Annotated in this window: 18 protein-coding genes; 11 read left to right on the top strand and 7 right to left on the bottom strand. The window is 67.5% G+C overall.

Annotated features, from left to right (window positions below):
• The 5 genes from VJ655_RS10485 to VJ655_RS10465 all read right to left on the bottom strand — a co-directional run.
• On the bottom strand, positions 1-641 hold a 641-nt coding region (locus tag VJ655_RS10485), incomplete at its 3' end, for a bifunctional folylpolyglutamate synthase/dihydrofolate synthase (RefSeq protein WP_324111002.1).
• 8 nt (positions 642-649) lie between these two features.
• Entirely contained in the window at positions 650-1,573 is a 924-nt protein-coding gene (locus VJ655_RS10480; RefSeq protein ID WP_324111001.1) for an acetyl-CoA carboxylase carboxyltransferase subunit beta, read from the bottom strand.
• 12 nt (positions 1,574-1,585) lie between these two features.
• On the bottom strand, positions 1,586-2,413 hold the full coding sequence (trpA, locus tag VJ655_RS10475; protein ID WP_324111000.1) for a tryptophan synthase subunit alpha: 828 nt from the start codon (positions 2,411-2,413) through the stop codon (positions 1,586-1,588).
• 27 nt (positions 2,414-2,440) lie between these two features.
• Positions 2,441-3,661: a tryptophan synthase subunit beta gene (gene trpB / locus VJ655_RS10470; RefSeq protein ID WP_324110999.1), complete on the bottom strand. Its 1,221-nt coding sequence runs from the start codon at positions 3,659-3,661 to the stop codon at positions 2,441-2,443.
• Between the two features lie 15 nt (positions 3,662-3,676).
• Positions 3,677-4,345, bottom strand: coding sequence for a phosphoribosylanthranilate isomerase (locus VJ655_RS10465; RefSeq protein WP_324110998.1), 669 nt, complete (start codon positions 4,343-4,345; stop codon positions 3,677-3,679).
• Positions 4,346-4,562: 217 nt separating this feature from the next.
• Between VJ655_RS10465 and pgm the strand changes: the two genes are divergently transcribed.
• The 3 genes from pgm to VJ655_RS10450 all read left to right on the top strand — a co-directional run bounded on the left by pgm (position 4,563) and on the right by VJ655_RS10450 (position 8,260).
• A complete protein-coding gene (pgm, locus tag VJ655_RS10460; RefSeq protein ID WP_324110997.1) occupies positions 4,563-6,218 on the top strand; it encodes a phosphoglucomutase (alpha-D-glucose-1,6-bisphosphate-dependent) in 1,656 nt (551 codons plus the stop codon).
• Positions 6,219-6,266: 48 nt separating this feature from the next.
• Positions 6,267-7,925 (top strand): lysine--tRNA ligase, encoded by a 1,659-nt coding sequence (locus VJ655_RS10455; protein ID WP_324110996.1) that lies wholly within the window; start codon positions 6,267-6,269, stop codon positions 7,923-7,925.
• A gap of 125 nt (positions 7,926-8,050) precedes the next feature.
• Entirely contained in the window at positions 8,051-8,260 is a 210-nt protein-coding gene (locus VJ655_RS10450) for a hypothetical protein (protein WP_324110995.1), read from the top strand.
• A 16-nt stretch (positions 8,261-8,276) separates the two neighbouring features.
• On the opposite strand, the gene VJ655_RS10445 is transcribed toward VJ655_RS10450, so the two are convergent.
• Complete coding sequence (locus VJ655_RS10445) at positions 8,277-8,921, bottom strand: helix-turn-helix transcriptional regulator (protein ID WP_324110994.1); 645 nt, start codon at positions 8,919-8,921, stop codon at positions 8,277-8,279.
• 199 nt (positions 8,922-9,120) lie between these two features.
• Here VJ655_RS10445 and VJ655_RS10440 point away from each other — a divergent pair, with 199 nt between their 5' ends.
• The 8 genes from VJ655_RS10440 (at position 9,121) to VJ655_RS10405 (ending at position 17,717) form a co-directional block, all read left to right on the top strand.
• Complete coding sequence (locus tag VJ655_RS10440) at positions 9,121-9,600, top strand: MerR family DNA-binding transcriptional regulator (RefSeq protein ID WP_324110993.1); 480 nt, start codon at positions 9,121-9,123, stop codon at positions 9,598-9,600.
• Positions 9,601-9,689: 89 nt separating this feature from the next.
• Positions 9,690-11,483 (top strand): acyl-CoA dehydrogenase C-terminal domain-containing protein, encoded by a 1,794-nt coding sequence (locus VJ655_RS10435; protein WP_324110992.1) that lies wholly within the window; start codon positions 9,690-9,692, stop codon positions 11,481-11,483.
• Between the two features lie 2 nt (positions 11,484-11,485).
• A complete protein-coding gene (locus VJ655_RS10430) occupies positions 11,486-12,649 on the top strand; it encodes an acyl-CoA dehydrogenase family protein (RefSeq protein ID WP_324110991.1) in 1,164 nt (387 codons plus the stop codon).
• Between the two features lie 14 nt (positions 12,650-12,663).
• Positions 12,664-13,014 carry a hypothetical protein gene (locus VJ655_RS10425; protein WP_414646971.1) on the top strand — a complete coding sequence of 117 codons (351 nt, stop codon included), beginning with the start codon at positions 12,664-12,666 and terminating at the stop codon, positions 13,012-13,014.
• Positions 13,015-13,494, top strand: a complete 480-nt coding sequence (locus VJ655_RS10420) for an OsmC family protein (protein ID WP_324110989.1) — start codon at positions 13,015-13,017, stop codon at positions 13,492-13,494.
• Positions 13,495-13,518: 24 nt separating this feature from the next.
• Entirely contained in the window at positions 13,519-14,724 is a 1,206-nt protein-coding gene (locus VJ655_RS10415; RefSeq protein ID WP_324110988.1) for an acetyl-CoA C-acetyltransferase, read from the top strand.
• An 18-nt stretch (positions 14,725-14,742) separates the two neighbouring features.
• Positions 14,743-16,941, top strand: a complete 2,199-nt coding sequence (locus tag VJ655_RS10410) for a 3-hydroxyacyl-CoA dehydrogenase NAD-binding domain-containing protein (RefSeq protein ID WP_324110987.1) — start codon at positions 14,743-14,745, stop codon at positions 16,939-16,941.
• A gap of 131 nt (positions 16,942-17,072) precedes the next feature.
• Positions 17,073-17,717: a hypothetical protein gene (locus VJ655_RS10405; RefSeq protein WP_324110986.1), complete on the top strand. Its 645-nt coding sequence runs from the start codon at positions 17,073-17,075 to the stop codon at positions 17,715-17,717.
• A 64-nt stretch (positions 17,718-17,781) separates the two neighbouring features.
• Here VJ655_RS10405 and VJ655_RS10400 read toward each other — a convergent pair whose 3' ends face one another.
• Entirely contained in the window at positions 17,782-19,806 is a 2,025-nt protein-coding gene (locus VJ655_RS10400) for a TonB-dependent receptor plug domain-containing protein (protein WP_324110985.1), read from the bottom strand.
• Positions 19,807-19,825: the final 19 nt, after the last annotated feature.

Raw genomic sequence — 19,825 nt, 5'->3', positions numbered from 1 at the left:
AGGGCGGCGGCCGTGTCGATCACGTCCTCGGCCTCGGGATCCTGGCGGGCCGAGACGACCGGGGCGTCCGGCTTGATGATCCCCGCCTTCTCGACAGCGATCTTGGCGATGGTGTCGCCGAGGAACTCGCGATGATCGATGTCGACCGGCGCGATGACGCTGACGGCCGGCCGCTGGATGACGTTGGTGGCGTCCAGGATGCCCCCCAGCCCCACCTCGACGATACAGAGGTCGGCCGGAACCTCGGCGAAGGCGACGAAGGCCGCCGCCGTGGTGATTTCGAAGAAGGTGATCTCCTGGCCAGCGTTGGCCGCCTCGACACGATCCAGCACATCGGCCAGGTGGTCGTCGGTGATCAGGGTCCCGGCCAGACGGATGCGCTCGGCGAAGCGCACCAGGTGCGGCGAGGTGAAGACGTGGACCTTCAGGCCCGCCGCCTCGGCCATGGCCCGGAGGTAGGCGACGGTCGAGCCCTTACCGTTGGTGCCGGCCACGTGGATCACTGGCGGCAAGCGGTCCTGCGGATCGCCCAAGGCCGCGCAGAGCCGCCGCATACGGTCCAGCGACAGGTCGATTAGCTTGGGATGCAACGCCCGCAGCCGCTCCAGGGCGGCGTCGTGGGCGCGGAGGTGGTCGGTCAAGGCCGCGCTCAGGCCGCTTTGCGGTTGCGCCCCATCATCAGGGTGCCCAGAATCGAGCCCAGCACCTCGGGCAGCTCCTTGCGGTGCGTCACGCGGTCGACCATGCCCTTCTCGACCAGATATTCCGAGCGCTGGAAGCCCGGCGGCAAGGTCTCGCGGATGGTCTGCTCGATGACGCGGGGCCCCGCGAAGCCGATCAGGGCGCCCGGCTCGGCCAGGTGGACGTCGCCCAGCATGGCGTAGGAGGCGGTGACTCCGCCGGTGGTCGGGTCGGTCAGGACCACGACGTAGGGCAGGGCCGCGTCCTTCAGCTCGTTGATCGCCAGGGTGGTGCGGGCCATCTGCATCAGCGACAGCGCGCCTTCTTGCATCCGGGCGCCGCCAGCGGCGGTGAAGGCGATCATCGGGACTTCACGCTCGAGCGCGGCCTTGGCGGCGGCGATGAAGCCTTCGCCCGCGGCCATGCCCAGCGACCCGCCCATGAAGGCGAAATCCTGAACCAGCACCACGGCGTCGACGCCGCCGACCTTGCCGTAGCCGATGGCCATGGCGTCCGGCTCGCCAGTCGCCTTACGGGCGGCGGCCAGGCGATCCTTGTAGGGCTTGCCGTCCGAGAAGTGCAGCGGATCCTCGGCGACTGGCGGGGTCGGCAAGGCTTCGTACTGGCCTTCGTCGAAGGTGAACTTGAAGCGGGCTTCGGGCCCGATCCGCATGTGGCGACCGGCCGGCGTGACCCACAGGGCCGCCTCCAGGTCGGAGCGGAAGATCATCTCGCCCGTGTCAGGGCACTTGACCCAAAGGTTCTCGGGCGTCTCGCGCTTGGCGAACGCGCCGCGCACGCCTGGCGCGATGCGCGACAGCCAGCCGCCGCGACGGTCCGCGACCTTGGATTTATCGCCCTTCTTCGGGTCCTGGGGTTCAGCCATAGCCATAGCCTTAGAGCCTCACTTCGTCCCGACTCGCGCCGACCGCACAGCCTTAGCCAGCTCCGACGCCTTGAGAAGAACCTTCTCGGTCACGTTTTCGTTCAACTTGGCCGCCGCCTCGATTTCATCCACAAGCGCAGAGCCCACGACGGCCGCGTCCGCCACCCGGGCGATCTGCGCCGCGCGCTCGGGCGTACGGATCCCGAAGCCCACCGCCACCGGCAGTCCCGAGGCCGCGCGAACCCGCTGGACCGCAGGAGACACCGAATCCGCGTCGGCCTCCTTGACTCCGGTCACACCGGCCACCGAGACGTAATAGACGAAACCCGAGGTGCGGCGCACCACCACCGGCAGGCGCGCATCGTCGGTGGTCGGCGAGGCCAGGCGAATCAAGGAAAGGTTTTCGGCCTCAAGCGCGTCCGACAGCGGGTCGGCCTCCTCCGGCGGGCAGTCGACCACGATCAGGCCGTCGACGCCGGCCTCATTGGCCTGCTTGGCGAAGGTTTCGAAGCCCTTGTTCATCAGCGGGTTCAGATAGCCCATCAGGATGATCGGGGTCTCCTGGTCGCCCTCGCGGAAGGCGCGGACGATGTCCAGCACGCCGTTCAGCGTCATCTTCTGGGCCAGGGCGCGCTGACTGGCGCGCTGGATGGTCGGCCCCTCGGCCATCGGGTCCGAGAACGGGAAGCCCAGCTCGATCAGGTCGGCGCCGGCGGCCGGCAGGCCCTTGACGATTTCGAGCGCGGTCGCCGCGTCCGGGTCTCCGGCCATGACATAGGCCACGAAGGCGGCGCGGCCCTCGGCCTTCAGCGCCGCGAAGCGACGGTCGATGCGGTCTTTGGTCAAGTGTCGCTTACCCTAGATCGCCATGGCCTAGATGGTGCGCCCAAGCGCGTCGGCCACGGTGAAGATGTCCTTGTCGCCACGGCCCGACAGGCAGAGCACGATCACGCCGCCCTCGCCGATCTCCTTGGCCAGTTGCGGCAGCTTGGCGATGGCGTGGGCGCTTTCCAGGGCGGGGATGATGCCCTCGAGCTCGGCGCACAGCTGGAAGGCCTTCAGCGCCTCGTCGTCGGTGCAGGTCAGGTACTGGGCCCGGCCGATGTCGTGCAGGAACGAATGCTCTGGACCAATGCCCGGATAGTCCAGACCCGCCGAGATCGAGTGGGCGTCCAGGATCTGGCCGTCGTCGTCCTGCAGCAGATAGGTCTTGTTGCCATGCAGAACGCCCGGCCGACCGCCGGTCAGGGACGCGGCGTGCTTGTCGGTCTCCAGCCCGTGGCCCGAGGCCTCGACGCCGTAGATCTTGACGTTCTCGTCGCCCAGGAACGGGTGGAACATGCCGATGGCGTTCGAACCGCCGCCGACGCAGGCGACCACCGCGTCGGGAAGACGCCCTTCCATCTCCTGGATCTGCTCGCGGGTCTCGGTCCCGATCACGGCCTGGAAGTCGCGGACCATGGCCGGATAGGGGTGCGGACCGGCCGCGGTGCCGATCATGTAGTAGGTGTCGTGGACGTTGGTGACCCAGTCGCGCATCGCCTCGTTCATGGCGTCCTTGAGGGTCGCGGCCCCCGAGGTCACCGGTCGCACTTCGGCGCCCAGGAGATTCATGCGGAAGACGTTGGGCTTTTGCCGGGCGACGTCGACGGCGCCCATGTAGACGACACAGGGCAGGCCGAAACGGGCGGTGACGGTGGCCGAGGCCACGCCGTGCTGCCCAGCGCCGGTCTCGGCGATGATCCGGGTCTTGCCCATGCGCTGGGCCAGCAGGATCTGGCCCATGCAGTTGTTGATCTTGTGCGCGCCGGTGTGGTTCAGCTCCTCGCGCTTGAAATAGATCTTGGCGCCGCCGATGTGGCGGGTCAGACGCTCGGCGAAATAGAGTGGGCTGGGGCGGCCGACATAGTGGGTCAGATAGCCCTTCAGCTCGGCCTGGAACTCAGGATCGTTCTTGGCTTCGGTGTAGGCGCGATCCAGCTCGAGCACGAGCGGCATCAGCGTCTCGGCCACATAGAGGCCGCCATAGTCGCCGAAGCGGCCCTTGGCGTCCGGATAGGCCGACCAATCGTTCGGTTTCGCGGGAACGTTCACGAGCTCAATCCAAGCCTAGGCGCGTTTGACGGCGTCCAGGAACGCCGAGATCAGAGCGGGGTCCTTTAGGCCGGGACCGCGCTCCACGCCAGAGGAAACGTCCACCAGGGGCGCCCCGGACGCATCAATCGCATCGGTCACGTTCCACGGATCCAGGCCGCCGGCCAGGAAATGCGGACGCGAAAATCGCCGGCCGGCCAGCAGGCCCCAGTCGAATCGCGCGCCGGTGCCGCCGGGCAGGCCAGAGGTCGCCCCGGGGCCTTCCACTGGCCTGGCGTCGAACATCAGGTGCTGGACGACGGTCTCGAACGCGCTCGCCTGGTCGATGTCGCTCGCGGCCGAGACGGAAAACGCCTTGATCACGCCCACCCCGGCGCGGGCGGCGATCTCGCGGACGCGCGAGGGGGTCTCCTTGCCGTGGACCTGGATCAGGTCGGGCCGCATCGTCGCCATCAGCCGGTCGATCAAGGCGTCGTCGGGATCGACGGTGACGGCCACCGTCTTCACGCCCCGGCCACGAACAGGCTCGACCAGGCGAGCGGCGGCCTCGGGCGTGACGTTGCGCGGGCTCCTGTCGAAGAAGACGAACCCCAGGAACGCGGCGCCGCCGTCGAAGGCGGCCTTGACCGTCTCGGGCGTGGACAATCCGCAGATCTTGGCCCCGGCGCGGGCGGAAATGCTCATCATCGGGGAGTTACGGTCGCGGCGCGTCCGACGCAAGCCCAGCAAATCTCACTGGCGCGTGAGAGGATTGGGGACGCCGCCGGGCTTGGTCAGGTGGTCCCCACGGCGATGGCGAGGTCACTGAACCCAAGCAACAGCGGAGATAGTTCGTGAAATTGTCTTCCGGCCCTTATAGGACTTGAGATCTCTCGGCCTCGCCGAAACTCCGCCAGGTGACTTGATGCACGACCGCGCCGGCCTTCGCGCTCTTCCAGAAGATCTTGTCGACATCGACGCGTTGATCCGGGCCTATTTCGAGATCAGGCCGGACGTCTCAAATCCCGCCCAGAAGGTCGTGTTCGGCACCTCCGGCCACCGGGGGTCTAGCCTGGACGGCGCCTTCAACGAGGCCCACATCTTGGCGGTGACCCAGGCGGTCGTCGAATACCGCGCCGCCCAGGGCGTGACCGGCCCGCTGTTCGTCGGCCGCGACACCCATGGCCTGTCCGAGCCCGCTTGGCGCTCGGTGCTGGAGGTCCTGGCGGGCAACGGGGTCGAGACCCTGGTCGACTCCCGCGACGGCTTCACCCCGACGCCAGCGGTGTCGCATGCGATCCTCACCCACAACCGTCAAGGCGGCCGCGAGGCCGACGGCCTGCTGCTGACGCCCTCGCACAATCCGCCGCGCGACGGCGGCATCAAGTACAACCCGCCCTCCGGCGGCCCGGCCGGGTCGGACGCCACCTCGGCGATCGCCGCGCGAGCCAATGAGCTGCTGGCGCAAGGCCTGGCCGGGGTAAAGCGCGTTCCGTTCGAGACCGCCCGCAAGGCCGTTGGGAGCTACGACTTCCTGGGCCGTTATGTCGACGACCTGCCCGGCGTGATCGATATCACCGCCATCCGCGCCGCCAAGGTGCGGATCGGCGCCGACCCGCTGGGTGGCGCGGCCGTCGCCTATTGGGGCGCGATCGCCGAACGCCACAGACTGGACCTGACCGTGGTCAACGCCGCCGTCGATCCGCGCTGGGCGTTCATGCCGCTCGACACCGACGGCAAGATCCGCATGGACTGCTCGTCCTCGTCGGCGATGGCCAATCTGATCGGGATCATGAAAGGCGGCGCGGCCCCCCACATGACGCTCTATGACGTGGCCACCGGTAACGACGCCGACGCCGACCGCCACGGGATCGTCACCCCCGACGGCGGGCTGATGAACCCCAACCACTACCTGGCCGCGGCGATCTCGTACCTGTTCACCCACCGCCCCGGCTGGGGCGCGGACGTCGCCGTCGGCAAGACCCTGGTCTCGTCCTCGATGATCGATCGCGTGGTGGCCGGGCTCGGCCGCCGCCTGCTGGAGGTGCCGGTCGGCTTCAAATATTTCGTGCCGGGCTTGCTGGACGGCTCGGTCGGTTTCGGCGGCGAGGAGTCGGCCGGCGCGGCCTTCCTGCGCCATGACGGCGGGGTGTGGACCACCGACAAGGACGGGATCCAGCTGGCCCTGCTGGCCGCCGAGATCCAGGCGGTGACGGGCCAGAGCGCCAGCCAGCTCTACGCGGGCCTGACCGAACGCTACGGCGCGCCGGCCTACGCCCGCATCGACGCCCCGGCCAGCCGCGAGGAGAAGGCGCGGCTCGCCAAGCTCAGCCCCAGCGACGTCTCGGCCAAGACCCTGGCGGGCGAGGCCATCACCGACATCCTTACCGCCGCCCCCGGCAACGGCGAGGCGATCGGCGGCCTGAAGGTGTGCACCCAGAACGCCTGGTTCGCCGCCCGGCCGTCTGGCACCGAGGACGTCTATAAGGTCTATGCGGAATCGTTCCTGGGCGCGGATCACCTAAAGCAGGTCCAGGCCGAGGCGCGCGAGGTGGTGGCGGGCGCCCTGAAGGGCTGATCACCACCGCCCTAGCCCTCCGCCGCGTCAGCGCTTATACCGCCCCGCATGTTTGAAGGCCTCTCCCCCCTCGCCCGCGAAGCCCGCTCCTGGCCGTTCGAGCAGGCGCGCGCCACCATCGCCCGCGTCCTGCGCGTGCGCATCCCCGACCGCGCCGACCAGGAGGCCGCCAAGGCCTTGATCGAGGCTGGGAAAGCCGACGAGGCGGTCAAGGCCTATCCGGCGCTGGCCAAGGCGGTGATCTTCGAGACCGGCTACGGGCCGTCGGGCCTGCCGCACCTGGGCACCTTCGGCGAGGTGGCGCGCACGACCATGGTCCGCGCGGCGTTCCGCGCCCTGACCGACGAGGCCATCCCCACGCGCCTGATCGCCTTCAGCGACGACATGGACGGCCTGCGCAAGGTCCCCGAGAACATCGAGAACAAGCAGCCGCTGATCGAGGACCTGGGCAAACCGCTGACCGTGGTCCGCGACCCGTTCGGCACCCATGACAGCTTCGGCGCGCACAACAACGCCCGCCTGCGCGCGTTCCTGGACGGCTTCGGCTTCGAGTACGAGTTCGTCTCGTCGACCGAGTGCTACAAGGGCGGCCTGTTCGACGCGACCTTGCTGACGGCGCTGGAGCGGTTCGACGCCATCCAGAAGGTCATGCTGCCGACCCTGGGCGAGGAGCGCCGCGCCACCTATTCGCCGTTCCTGCCGATCAGCCCGACGACGGGCCGGGTGCTGCAGGTCCCGACGCTGGAGCGCAACGTCTCGAAGGGCACGATCGTCTTCCAGGACGAGGACGGCCGCAACGCCGAGGTTCCCGTCACCGGCGGCCACGTGAAGATGCAGTGGAAGCCCGACTGGGCCATGCGCTGGACCGCCCTGGGCGTCGACTACGAGATGTCGGGCAAGGACCTGATCGACTCGGTCAAGGCCTCGGGCGCGATCTGCCGGGCGCTGGGCGGCACGCCGCCGGAGGGCTTCAACTACGAGCTCTTCCTGGACGAGAACAACCAGAAGATCTCCAAGTCGAAGGGCAACGGCCTCTCCATGGAGGACTGGCTGCGGTACGGCGCGCCCGAAAGCCTATCGTACTACATGTTCCAAAGCCCCAAGTCGGCCAAGAAGCTCTATTTCGACGTCATTCCCAAGGCGACCGACGAGTATCTGCAGCAGCTGGACGCGTTCGGCCGCCAGGAGCCGGCCAAGCAGCTGGACAACCCCGTCTGGCACATCCACTCGGGCGCGCCGCCGGAGCAGGGCTCGCCGGTGTCGTTCAGCCTGATGCTGAATCTCGTTTCGGCCGCCGACGCCTCGACCAAGGAGATCCTCTGGGGCTTCCTGTCGCGCTACATTCCGGGCGCGTCGGCCCAGACCCAGCCGCTGCTGGACCGCCTGGCCGGCTACGCGATCCACTATTACGAGGACTTCGTGAAGCCCACGAAGGTCTTCCGCGCGCCCAGCGACCAGGAACGGGCGGCGATGCTGGACCTGCTGGCCAAGCTGAAGGCCATGCCGGCGGGGACCCAGGACGCCGAGCTGATCCAGAACGAGGTGTTCGAGGTCGGCAAGACCCACGGCTTCGACCCGCTGCGCGCCTGGTTCCAGGCCCTCTACGAGGTGCTGCTAGGCCAGAGCCAAGGCCCCCGCTTCGGGTCGTTCGCGGCGATCTTCGGAATCGACCGCACGATCGCGCTGATCGAGGAAAAGCTGGGCTGATCCCGTACTGCGACACCATGTCCATGCGGATGAACGAATCCTGAATTCGCTATTAAGGGTCTGACCACCTTTCGGAGTCTAGTTTTGGATCTTCAGGACCAAGATTAGTCTTCAGGGTTATTCCCATGGCTTCGTTCACTCTGCGCCCCACCGACCGACAAGAATTCGATTCCTTGCTCGGCGGCATCGTCCAGCAGTTCCCCGACGCTCGCGTCGAGGCCGCGCATAACGACACTTGGCAATCCTATCGCGTCGACGTGTCATGCGCCGATCCGGCGGCCGGCCCGCTGATCGCCTGGCTGCTCGACGCCCACGCCACCTGCCCGCGCACGTAGGCTCCAGAGGGCTGGCCTACTGGCTGGCCCAGACGATCCGCGCGATCCAGGCGACCTCGTCCCGCGGCAGCAGGCGGTCGCTCTCGGCGCGCCCCAGGGCCAAGAGCTCGATGGCCCGGGCCGTCACGCGGCCCAACTCCCGCACTAGAACCTCGCCCGCCTGGGTCCGCGCCACCACGCGATCGCCCTTGCGCGGCTCGTCCGTTGGCGAGACCAGCAAGCGGTCGCCGTCGCGATAGACCGGCGCCAGGGCGTCTCCCGACACCTCCAGCGCGAACAGGCCCTCGCCCAGCTCAGGTGCGGGAACCTCATCCCAGCCCGAGCCGACCGGCATCCCGGCCTCGTCGAAGAAACCCTCCTGTCCCGCCTGCGACAGGCCGATCAGCGGCGCGCCCCGCCGGCCCGGCGCGCGGACCGGCGCCTTTTCGGTCAGGGCCGCGAACTCCGAGAAATTGACCCCCGTCGCCTCCAGCAGCTTGGCCAGGCTTTCGGTCGAGGGCCAGCGCGGCCGACCGTCGGCGTCGGCCGAACCGCGTTTGGAGCGGTTGAAGCTGGTCGGATCCAGGCCCGCCATCCGGGCCATGGCCGAGGGCGTCATGTCGAAGCGTTCGGCCAGCGCGTCGATGGCCCGCCAGATTTCGCCGTGAGACAGGGTCGCCATGCGGGCGTCTCCTAAAGCGTCCGGCCTTCGCCAAGGAAAATACGCCCTCGCGCCTAGGAAAGTAAACCTATGCGCCGCGTTCAAGTTGACGTTTACGTAAGCGTTGACGACCGCCGGGCGTCGGGTTTAGAGTGATCGCCGATAACCAAGCGGCCCGGCCGCAGTAGCCAGGCCCTCTTCACCCGGGAGGTTTCAACCCATGGCCGACCTGCGTCGACCCGAGCGGACCTTTACGATCCGCCAGCTCTGCAATGAATTCAAAGCCACGCCCCGCGCCCTGCGCTTCTACGAAGACAAGGGCTTGCTCAATCCGGCCCGCGAGGGGCTGAACCGCGTCTACTCGCACAAGGACCGCGTTCGCCTGCAACTGATCCTGCGCGGCAAGCGCGTGGGCCTGTCGCTGTCGGAGATCCGCGAGCTTCTGGATCTCTATGACGAGAACGACGAGGGCGCGGCGCAGATGGCCCGCTCGCTGAAGAAGTTCCGCGAACGCGCCACGGCGCTGGAGCAGCAGCGCGACGACATCGACAACGCCCTGATCGAGCTGCGCGAGGCGTGCAATCGCCTGGAGCGCCGCCTGACCGAGATCCGCCCCGACCTGCTCCCGCGCGCGGCCGACTACGAGCAGGTGCTGCGCGCCCGTCTCGACGGTCATGCCGAGGCCATGCTGGGCAAGTAAGATCCTTCGCGACGCCGATTTCGCCCACGCGCGGCAGGACCGGCGATCGCCTATCCGTTCCCCTCCCCGATCCTAGCCAGGACCGTTTCATGACTTACCAGCCGCCCGTTCGCGATCACGCCTTCATCCTGCGCGACGTGCTCAATATCGACCAGCATGGCGACCTGCCCGGCTTCGCGGACGCGTCGTTCGACGTGGTCGAGCAGATCCTGGACGCCGCCGCCCAGTTCACCGGCGAGGTCCTGGCCCCGCTGAACACGGTCGGCGACAAGAACGGCTGCCAGCTGGACCCGGCGACCAACGTCGTCACCACCCCGCCGGGCTTCAAGGACGCCTACAAGCAGCTATGCGAAGGCGGCTGGACTGGCCTGGGTTCGGACCCGGCCTATGGCGGCCAGGGCCTGCCGCACGTCGTCAACCTGGCCTTCAGCGAGATGTCGAGTTCGGCCAATATGGCCTTCTCGATGTATCCGGGCCTGGCTCATGGCGCCTATTCGGCCATCCACACCGGCGGCACCGACGAGCAGAAGCAGACCTATCTGCCCAAGATGGTCACCGGCGAATGGACCGGCACCATGAACCTGACCGAGCCGCACTGCGGCACGGACCTGGGCCTGCTGCGCACCAAGGCGGTTCCGAACGGCGACGGCAGCTATCGCATCACCGGCCAGAAGATCTGGATCAGCGCCGGCGAGCACGACATGTCGGACAACATCATCCACCTGGTGCTGGCCCGCATCGAGGGCGCCCCGGCGGGCGTGAAGGGCATCAGCCTGTTCATCGTGCCGAAGTTCTTCCCCAAGGCCGACGGCTCGGTCGGCGACCGCAACCAGGGCGTCAAGTGCGTGGGCCTGGAAGAGAAGATGGGCATCCACGGCAACGCCACCTGCGTCATGCAGTATGACGACGCCGAGGGCTATCTGATCGGCGAGGAAAACGCCGGCCTGAAGATCATGTTCGTCATGATGAACGAGGCGCGCCTGGGCGTCGGCATGCAGGGCGTGGCCCAGGGCGAGGCCGCCTACCAGGCCGCCGTCGCCTTCGCAAAGGATCGCCTGCAAGGCCGCTCGCTGACGGGCCCGAAGAACGCCGACGGCCCGGCCGACCCGATCATCGTCCACCCGGACGTGCGTCGCATGCTGCTGGAGAGCAAGGCTCTGATCGAAGGCGGTCGCGCCTTCCTGTTCTGGACCGCCCTGCACGGCGACCTGTCGCACGTCCACCCCGACGCGGCCGTGCGCGAGAAGTCGGCCGACTACATGGGGCTGATGACGCCGGTGCTGAAGGGCTACCTGACCGACAAGGGCTTCCAGGTCTGCTCGAACGCGGTGCAGGTGCACGGCGGCAGCGGCTTCACCGAGCACTTCCCGGTCAGCCAGTTCATGCGCGACTGCCGTATCGCTCTGATCTACGAGGGCACCAACGGCGTCCAAGCCCTGGACCTGGTCGGCCGCAAGCTGGCGGCCAAGGGCGGCCGCGCGGTCATGACCTTCTTCCAGGAGATCGACCAGTTCATCGGCGAGAACGACAGCGATGAAGCGCTGAAGCCCTTCATCGAGGCCCTCGGCGGCGTGAAGGCCCAGCTGCAGGACGGCACCATGTGGCTGATGCAGAACGGCCTGCAAAATCCGGACAACGCCGGCGCGGCCTCGACCGACTACATGCACCTCTTCGGCCTGACGGGCCTGGCCTACATGTGGGCGCTGATGGCCAAGGCCGCCAACGCCAAGATCGCGGCCGGCTCGTCCGACCCGTTCTTCACGACCAAGCTGACGACCGGCCGTTATTTCATCGAACGCATCTTGCCTGACGCTGCGTCGCATCTGGCCAAGCTGAAGACCGGTTCGGCGACCCTGATGGCGCTGCCCGCGGAGGCTTTCTGATCATGAGCGTGCTCAACGTTGAAAAACCCGCCTTCATGGCCGAGGAAGACATCGCGATCTTCGAGGACGCGGTGGGCAAGTTCTTCGACGAGCACGCGCCTGAAGCGACCGTCGCGAAATGGCGCAAGAACCACTGCGTCGACCGTGACATGTGGACCAAGGCGGGGGAGGCCGGATTGCTCGGCCTCTCCACGCCCGAGCAATATGGCGGGGCAGGCGGCGACTATCGCCACGAGGTCGTGCTGATGGAGCAGTTGGGCAAGAAGGGCGTCGACGGCTTCGGCGCCAGCCTGCACAACGCCATCGTCATGCCGTACATCTTCCACTACGGCACCGAAGAGCAGAAGCAGCGCTGGCTGCCGCGCCTGGCGACCGGCGAGCTGGTCTCGGCCATCGCCATGACCGAGCCGGGCGCCGGCTCCGACCTCCAGGGGATCAAGACCACCGCCAAGAAGGTCGGCAACCAGTACGTCATCAACGGCTCCAAGACCTTCATCACCAACGGCCAGACGGCCAATCTGATCATCGTGGTCGCCAAGACCGATCCGGCGGGCGGCGCCCGTGGCACCTCGCTGCTGATCGTCGAGACCGACGGAGCGGAAGGCTTCGAGCGCGGCCGCAACCTCGACAAGCTGGGCCAGGAGGCCCAGGACACCTCGGAGCTGTTCTTCAACGACGTGAAGATCCCGACCGAGAACCTGCTCGGCACGGACGAGGGCCAGGGCTTCTTCCAGCTGATGGGCCAGCTGCCGCAGGAGCGGCTGAACATCGCCGTGCAGGGCATGGCGACGATCGAGCGGGCGCTGGAGCTGACCATCGACTACGTCAAGAACCGCAAGGCGTTCGGCAAGGCGATCATCGACTTTCAGAACACTCAGTTCGTCCTGGCCGAGTGCAAGACCGAGGCGACCGTGGCCAAGGTGTTCGTCAACCACTGCATCGGCCAGCACCTCGAAGGAAAGCTGGACGCGGCCACCGCCTCGATGGCCAAGTACTGGGTCTCGGACCTGGAAGGGAAGATCGTCGATCGCTGCCTGCAGCTGTTCGGCGGCTATGGCTTCATGAACGAGTACCCGATCGCACGCATGTACAAGGATAGCCGCATCCAGCGCATCTACGGCGGCACGAACGAGATCATGAAACTGCTGATCGCGAGGACCTTGTGATCGCCGCACTGTCGATGATCGCTCTGGCGGCCGGCCCGGCCGCGGCGCAGGACGCCCGCTCGGCCGTCGTCTGCGTGCGCGCCGAGCCGGGTCCGCGGCCTTTGACGTTCTCGGGAGAGCTGGTCGGCAAACGGCCCCAGCCCGGCGCCTTCAAGCTGCCCCTGAAGCCGCGAGCCGACGTCTGCCAGACCCTGCTGCGCTCCAAGGTCGCCGAGTGGCGGCTGGAAGTGACGACCTCGGGCTTCACCGCCTGCGCCTTGCCCGCGCCTGAGTTCGGCCAGCGCGCCACCTACAGCGCCAAGGCCTCGGCTCGCGGCCTGATCTGCAAGCCGCTCGGCAAGTCTCCGATCGGGACCTGGAAATAGATGTCGACCCACGTCGCCATCGTCGACTGGAACCTGGAGCCCGGGGCTGACTTCGCCAAGGGCCGCTATAGCCGCGCCCACACCCTGTCGTTCGACGGCGGAGTGACGGCGCTCGGCTCGGCTTCGCCATCGGTGGTCCCCCTGCCCTGGTCGGACCCGGCGGGCGTGGACCCCGAGGAGATGTTCGTGGCGTCCCTCTCGGCCTGCCACATGCTGACCTTTCTGGACCTGGCCCGCCGGGCCGGCTTCCATATCACCCGCTATCGCGACCGGGCCGAGGGCGTGATGACCAAGAACGCGCACGGCGCGCACTGGGTCAGCAGCGTCGCTCTTCGCCCCGAGATCGTCTTCGAGGGCGCCGCCCCCGACGAGGCCCAGCTGGCGGCCCTGCACGAGGCCGCCCACCACGCCTGTTTCATCGCCAACTCGGTTCGCACGGACGTGCGGGTCCAGCCGGCGCTGCAAGACCAACCCGCTTAAAGATACGCAGGAAGGAGCCATTCCATGGCTGACGCTTACATTTTCGACGCCGTGCGCACGCCGCGCGGCAAGGGCAAGAAGGACGGGTCCCTGCACGAGATCACGTCCCTGTCCCTGGCCACCCAGGTGCTGGAAGCGATCCGCGACCGCAACAATCTGGACACTTCCTACGTCGACGACGTCGTCCTGGGCTGCGTCGCCCCGGTCGGCGAACAGGGCAGCGACATCGCCCGCACCGCCGTGCTGACCGCCGACTACGCCGAGAGCGTCGCCGGCGTGCAGATCAACCGCTTCTGCGCCTCGGGGCTGGAAGCGGTGAACATGGCCGCGGCCAAGGTCGCCTCGGGTGAGGCCCAGCTGGCCATCGGCGGCGGCGTCGAGAGCATGAGCCGCGTGCCCATGGGCAGCGACGGCGGCGCCTGGCCGACCGACCCGTCCTCGGCCTTCAAGACCTATTTCGCCCCGCAGGGCGTCTCGGCCGACCTGATCGCCTCGCTCTACGGCTTCAGCCGCGACGACGTCGACGCCTACGCCGTCGAAAGCCAGCGCCGGGCCGCCGCCTCGTGGGCCGACGGCCGCTTCAAGAAGTCGGTGATCGGGGTCAAGGATCAACTGGGCCTGACCATCCTGGACCATGACGAGACCGTGCGCGGCTCGACCACCATGCAGACCCTGGCCGCGCTGAACCCCTCGTTCACGGGCATGGGCGAGATGGCCTTCGACGCCGTCGTCACCCAGCGTTATCCGCAGGTCGAGAAGATCAACCACGTCCACCACGCCGGCAACAGCTCGGGCATCGTCGACGGCGCCGCCGGCGTGCTGATCGGCACCAAGGAAATGGGCGAGGCCCTGGGCCTGAAGGCTCGCGGCCGCATCAAGGGCGCCGCCTCGATCGGCAGCGAACCCTCGATCATGCTGACCGGCCCCTCGCTGGTCACCGAGAAGCTGCTCAAGAAGCTGAAGATGGAGGTCAAGGACATCGACCTCTACGAGCTGAACGAAGCCTTCGCCGCCGTCGTCCTGCGCATGATGCAGGCGCTGGACATCCCCCACGACAAGATGAACGTGAACGGCGGTGCCATCGCCATGGGCCACCCCCTGGGCGCCACCGGCGCGATGATCCTGGGCACCATGCTCGACGAGCTGGAGCGCTCCGACAAGGAGACCGCCCTGATCACCCTGTGCGTCGGCGCCGGCATGGGCACCGCCACCGTCATCGAACGCGTTTAAGACCGAGGAGCTAACACCATGGAAAACTTCAAGATCGAGGTCGATTCCGACGGCGTGGCCCTCGTCACTTTCGACGTGCCCGGCCGTTCGATGAACACCCTGACCGCTTCGGTCATCAAGGAAATCGGCGAGGTGGTCGAGACCATCAAGTCGGACGCGGCCATCAAGGGCGCGGTCATCACCTCCGGCAAGGCCAGCGGCTTCTGCGCCGGCGCCGACCTGGGCGAACTGGGCGGCTCCGGCGGCCTGGGCGGCGGCGCGGCGGGCGAAGCGGGCCTGAAGGCCGCCTTCGAGGCGGGCTTTGCGCTCAACAAGGCGTTCCGCGCCCTGGAGACCTGCGGCAAGCCGGTCGCCGCGGCGATCAACGGCCTGGCCATGGGCGGCGGCCTGGAGATCACCCTGGCCTGCCACTATCGCGTGGTCGCCGACAATCCGAAGATCCAGCTCGCCTTGCCGGAAGCCAAGGTCGGCCTCCTGCCCGGCGCCGGCGGCACCCAGCGTCTGCCGCGCCTGATGGGCGTGATGGCCGCCGCGCCGTACCTGCTGGAAGGCAAGTCGATGAAGCCGGCCGAGGCCCTGGCCAACAAGGTCGTGCACGAGGTCGTCCCGGCCGACCAAGTGGTGGAAGCCGCCAAGACCTGGGTCAAGACCAAGGGCGACGCCGTCGCGCCGTGGGACAAGAAGGACTTCAAGCTTCCGGGCGGCGGTCCCTACACCCCGACTGGCAGCCAGGTCTTCGTGATGGGCAACGCCATGCTGCGCAAGCAGACCTATGGCAACTACCCGGCCCAGCTGAACATCATGAAGGCGGTCTATGAAGGCACGCAGGTGCCGTTCGACGCCGCCCTGCGGATCGAGACCCGCTACTTCCTGAAGACGATGATGACGCCCCAGGCCAAGGGCATGATCCGCACCCTGTTCCTGTCCCTGCAGGAGTTGGGCAAGGGTTCGGGCCGCCCGGCCAATGTCCCGCACTACGACGTCAAGAAGGTCGCCGTCCTGGGCGCGGGCATGATGGGCGCGGGCATCGCCTATGTCCAAGCCATGGCCGGCATCGAGACCGTCCTGATCGACCAGTCGCAGGAAGCCGCCGAGAAGGGCAAGGGCTACGCCGAGGGCCTGGTCAAGAAGGCCGTCTCGCGCGGCAAGATGACCCCGGAAAAGGGCGAGGCCATCCTGGCCCTGATCCATCCGACCGCTGACTACGCCCAGGTCAAGGGCAGCGACCTCGTCGTCGAGGCCGTGTTCGAGAACCGCGAGGTCAAGGCCGAGGTCACCAAGAAGGCCGAGGCCCAGCTGGCCGACACCGCCATCTTCGGCTCCAACACCTCGACCCTGCCGATCACGGGCCTGGCCAAGGCCAGCGTCCGCCCGGCCTCGTTCATCGGCATCCACTTCTTCTCGCCAGTCGACAAGATGGGCCTGGTCGAGATCATCATGGGCGAGCAGACCAGCCAGGAAGCCCTGGCCAAGTCGATCGACTACGTCCTGAAGATCAAGAAGACCCCGATCGTCGTCAACGACAGCCGCGGCTTCTACACGTCGCGCTGCTTCGGCACCTTCGTGCAGGAAGGCCTGGAGATGATGGCCGAGGGCGTCGCGCCCGCGATCATCGACAATGTCGGTCGCGCCACCGGCATGCCGCGCGGTCCGCTGGAGATGAACGACGACGTCGCGCTGGACCTCTCCTACAAGATCGGCGAGCAGACCAAGAAGGATCTCGGCGACAAGTACGAGGAGCGTCCGTTCGCTCCGGTGCTGGAGAAGATGGTCGTCGAGCTGGGCCGCCTGGGCCGCAAGAACGGCAAGGGCTTCTACGACTATCCGGAGACCGGCCAGAAGACCCTGTGGAAGGGCCTTTCGGACCTGGCTCCGGTGAAGATCAAGGACGCCGACCAGGCGCTGATCCAGGAGATCCGCACCCGCCTGCTGTACCGCCAGGCGGTGGAAGCCGCGCGCTGCTTCGAGGAAGGCGTCATCGTCGACCCGCGCGAGGCCGATGTCGGCGCCATCCTGGGCTGGGGTTTCGCGCCCTGGACCGGCGGCCCGATCAGCCTGATCGACGGCGTCGGCGCCAAGGCCTTCGTCGAAACCTGCGATCAGCTGGCCCAGAAGTACGGCAAGCGGTTCGCCCCGCCCGCCCTGCTGCGCGAAATGGCCGAGAAGGGCGAGACCTTCTACGGCCGCTTTGGGGTCAAGGCGAAGGCCGCCGCGTAACCGTCGCGTCGCATCGTTGAAACAAGGAAGGGCCCGGCGGTGACGCCGGGCCTTTTTCTTGTCGGGTAAGGCCACGCTTGCGCCGCATGGCGGGCCTATCGACATCCGGCGCCGCAGCGCCCGGAGACACCATGAGCACGGCGATCGCCATCGGAACCTGGCGACCGCCCTCACGGCGGGATCTGCGGCGCAACCTCATCGCCTGGAGCGCGGTGCTGGGCGCCCACGCCCTGGTGCTGCTGGCCCTGGTCTCCGGCGCGCGCTGGGCGCCGGTACTGGTCGAGCCGCCGGTCATCGAAGCCCAGCTGCTGGACACGCCGTCGTCCCCGGCCACGGCGCCGAAGCCCGCCCCGGTGGCGCCGGCCCGCCCGCATCGCCTCCCCACGACCCCGACGACGACGCCCTCGAGCGTCCACGCCCCACCCACCGTGGCGTCGTCCGCTCCGCCGACCCTCATCGCCCCGCCTGGCTTTACCGCCCGCAAGCTGGTCGATCAGAGCGAGGAAACCCGCAAGAGCCTGCGGGACAGCCTGGGTTGCCGCCACGAGAAGGTCGCCGCCCTCAACAGGGCCGAAAAGGCCGCCTGCGCCGAGGCCGACGGCGAACGCTCGCGCACCGCGCCGATGTACGCCGCCATCGATCCGGACAAGAAGGCCGCCTTTGACGGCGACTGCAGGAAGGACGACGACTGGTGCCTCTATCGGACCGGCAAGGGGCCCTACCCGGGGATCTTCGCGCTGGGCAAGAAGAAGAAGCGCAAGGGCTGGGACGACTAGCAACGCCCAAAGAAAAAGGGCCCCGCCTTTCGACGGAGCCCCTCGTCTGGTGTTGGCTAAACGCTTACCAGGTCTTGGTCAGCGACAGCATCACCCGGCGCTCGGCCTGCAGGCCGCTGGGGCCCTTGGCTTGCGACTGGCGGTCCTTCATCAGGTTCTGACCGTTCAGAGCGATATCCGTGCCCTTGGCGATCGTATAGGCGACCCGGCCGGCGACCGTGGCGTAGCCCTTGACCGGCTCCAGCAGGTTGCCGTTGTAGGAGTCGAACTTGCTGACGAAGTGGGCGTAGCCGTCGATGGCCCACTTGTCGTTCGCCCAGCCCGCCGCCAGGTTGCTGCGGTACTTCGGCGAGGTCGCCGCGAAGTTCACCTTGCGCAGGACGATCGACGAGACCGTCGTGAACGGGGTGTCCTTCACGTCCGTGTAGGTGGTGTCGGCGCTCCAGTGGAAGCCGCCGTCAAGCTTGCCCGAAGCGGCCAGCTCGACGCCCTTCATCTTGGAGTCCGAGACGTTCTTGTAGGTGAAGGTCGCCCAGGTGGTGGCCGTCGGCGCGATGTCCAGCAGGGAGGCGCTGAACTGGCCCTTCACGTTCTCGGTCTTCTGGGCGAACACCTTGGCGCTGACCTTGGCCTTCAGGGCCGGCAGGTTGCGGTCGTAGGCCAGCTCGTAGTTGGTGACGATGGCCGGATCCAGCAGCGGGTTGCCGGCGATCAGGCCGCCCGTCGGCGCCGGGGTGGCCGGCGGGATCAGCAGACCGCCCAGTTCCAGCAGGGTCGGGGCCTGGACGCCGCGGGCGAAGGTGGCGCGCAGGGAGTCATGGTCGGTCAGCTTGTACACCGCGCCGACATTGACGCTGGTCTCGGTGATGTCGCGGTCCCACAGGGCGTTGTTGGCTTGCGGCGCGCCGGTCGGGAACGAGCCCGTGCGCTTCAGGCTCAGCTTGTCCAGGCGCACGGCGGTGGTGACCGAGAGCTTCGGATTGACCATCCAGTTCCACATCGCCGACGGGGCCAGCACGGTGTAGCTGACCTTGCCGCCGACATAGCCGGCGGTGTCCAGCTGGTTGTCGCGATATTCAACGCCGAGACGGATGGTGTGCGCCGCGCCGATCTTGAACAGGTCTTCCAGGCTGTAGACTGTGATGTCGTTCAGGTAACGACGGCCGGGCGTGGAGCCGTCCAGTTCGTTGCGATAGGCCTGGGCCTGCACCAGACCGAACTTGGTCTCGCTGTTCAGCGTGGCCTTCATCGAGTTGGTCTTAATGCGGTGAACGGCGTAGGCGAAGGTCGAGATCACCTGGGTGCTCGAACCGTTCGACATCGAACCTTCGACCCGCAGGGTGGTCTTGTCGGCCAGTTGGGCGACCGCGTCGAAATTGGCGCGGGCGGTCGACGGATTGTGGATCTGCGAGGCCAGGACGACGCCCGTGCCCGAGGTGTTGTTCTTCCACTCATCCTGATGGTCGACGCCGCCCGAGACGCGGAACGACAGGCGCTCGCCCAGGCGTACGGTCTTCACGACCGAGACGCTGGTGCTCGAATTGGTGCCGGCCTTCAGCTCGATGACGTTGGTGTCGTCGAACTTCGGGTTGAAGGTGATGATGTTGACCACGCCCGACACGGCGTTGAAGCCGAAGATCGCGCTGTTGGGACCGCGGACGACTTCGATCTGGCGGATTTCGCTCAGTTCGATCGGCAGCGAGGCCCAGTCGGTGTAGCCGAAGTGGTCGAGATAGACCTGGCGGCCGTTGATCAGCACCAGCAGGCGCGGCGAGCGGGCCTGGTTGTAGCCGCGGATGCCGACATCCGACTGGCCGGCGGCGAAGTTCAGCAGGTCCACGCCGGCGACGCGGCTGAGGATCGTGGGCAGGTCATTGGCGCCCGAGCGCTTGATGTCGGACGCGCTGATGATGGTCATGTCGACCGGCACTTCGGTGGAGCGCTGCGGCGAGCCGGTGGCCGAGGTGGTGACCGGTTCGTTGAACAGCTGCTCCATCGCGCCGTAGTCGATGGATTGCGCGTTGGCGGCGCCGGCGAAGGCCAGCAGGCACAGGCCGACCGAAGCGCCGGCGAAGAGAGTCGTCTTCATGGTGTGTCTCTTTCGATCG

Origin of the sequence: Caulobacter sp., from assembly GCF_035254145.1 — a bacterium.
Lineage (GTDB): Bacteria > Pseudomonadota > Alphaproteobacteria > Caulobacterales > Caulobacteraceae > Caulobacter.
This window is presented reverse-complemented; position numbering and strand designations above follow the sequence as displayed.

What these genes read in the sequence shown, in the direction of transcription:
- VJ655_RS10480 (WP_324111001.1), bottom strand. Translation starts at nt 1,573, where the DNA reads ATGGCTATGGCTGAACCCCAGGACCCGAAGAAGGGCGATAAATCCAAG.
- VJ655_RS10465 (WP_324110998.1), bottom strand. Translation starts at nt 4,345, where the DNA reads ATGAGCATTTCCGCCCGCGCCGGGGCCAAGATCTGCGGATTGTCCACG.
- VJ655_RS10455 (WP_324110996.1), top strand. Translation starts at nt 6,267, where the DNA reads ATGTTTGAAGGCCTCTCCCCCCTCGCCCGCGAAGCCCGCTCCTGGCCG.
- VJ655_RS10450 (WP_324110995.1), top strand. Translation starts at nt 8,051, where the DNA reads ATGGCTTCGTTCACTCTGCGCCCCACCGACCGACAAGAATTCGATTCC.
- VJ655_RS10445 (WP_324110994.1), bottom strand. Translation starts at nt 8,921, where the DNA reads ATGGCGACCCTGTCTCACGGCGAAATCTGGCGGGCCATCGACGCGCTG.
- VJ655_RS10440 (WP_324110993.1), top strand. Translation starts at nt 9,121, where the DNA reads ATGGCCGACCTGCGTCGACCCGAGCGGACCTTTACGATCCGCCAGCTC.
- VJ655_RS10435 (WP_324110992.1), top strand. Translation starts at nt 9,690, where the DNA reads ATGACTTACCAGCCGCCCGTTCGCGATCACGCCTTCATCCTGCGCGAC.
- VJ655_RS10430 (WP_324110991.1), top strand. Translation starts at nt 11,486, where the DNA reads ATGAGCGTGCTCAACGTTGAAAAACCCGCCTTCATGGCCGAGGAAGAC.
- VJ655_RS10425 (WP_414646971.1), top strand. Translation starts at nt 12,664, where the DNA reads ATGATCGCTCTGGCGGCCGGCCCGGCCGCGGCGCAGGACGCCCGCTCG.
- VJ655_RS10420 (WP_324110989.1), top strand. Translation starts at nt 13,015, where the DNA reads ATGTCGACCCACGTCGCCATCGTCGACTGGAACCTGGAGCCCGGGGCT.
- VJ655_RS10415 (WP_324110988.1), top strand. Translation starts at nt 13,519, where the DNA reads ATGGCTGACGCTTACATTTTCGACGCCGTGCGCACGCCGCGCGGCAAG.
- VJ655_RS10410 (WP_324110987.1), top strand. Translation starts at nt 14,743, where the DNA reads ATGGAAAACTTCAAGATCGAGGTCGATTCCGACGGCGTGGCCCTCGTC.
- VJ655_RS10405 (WP_324110986.1), top strand. Translation starts at nt 17,073, where the DNA reads ATGAGCACGGCGATCGCCATCGGAACCTGGCGACCGCCCTCACGGCGG.
- VJ655_RS10400 (WP_324110985.1), bottom strand. Translation starts at nt 19,806, where the DNA reads ATGAAGACGACTCTCTTCGCCGGCGCTTCGGTCGGCCTGTGCCTGCTG.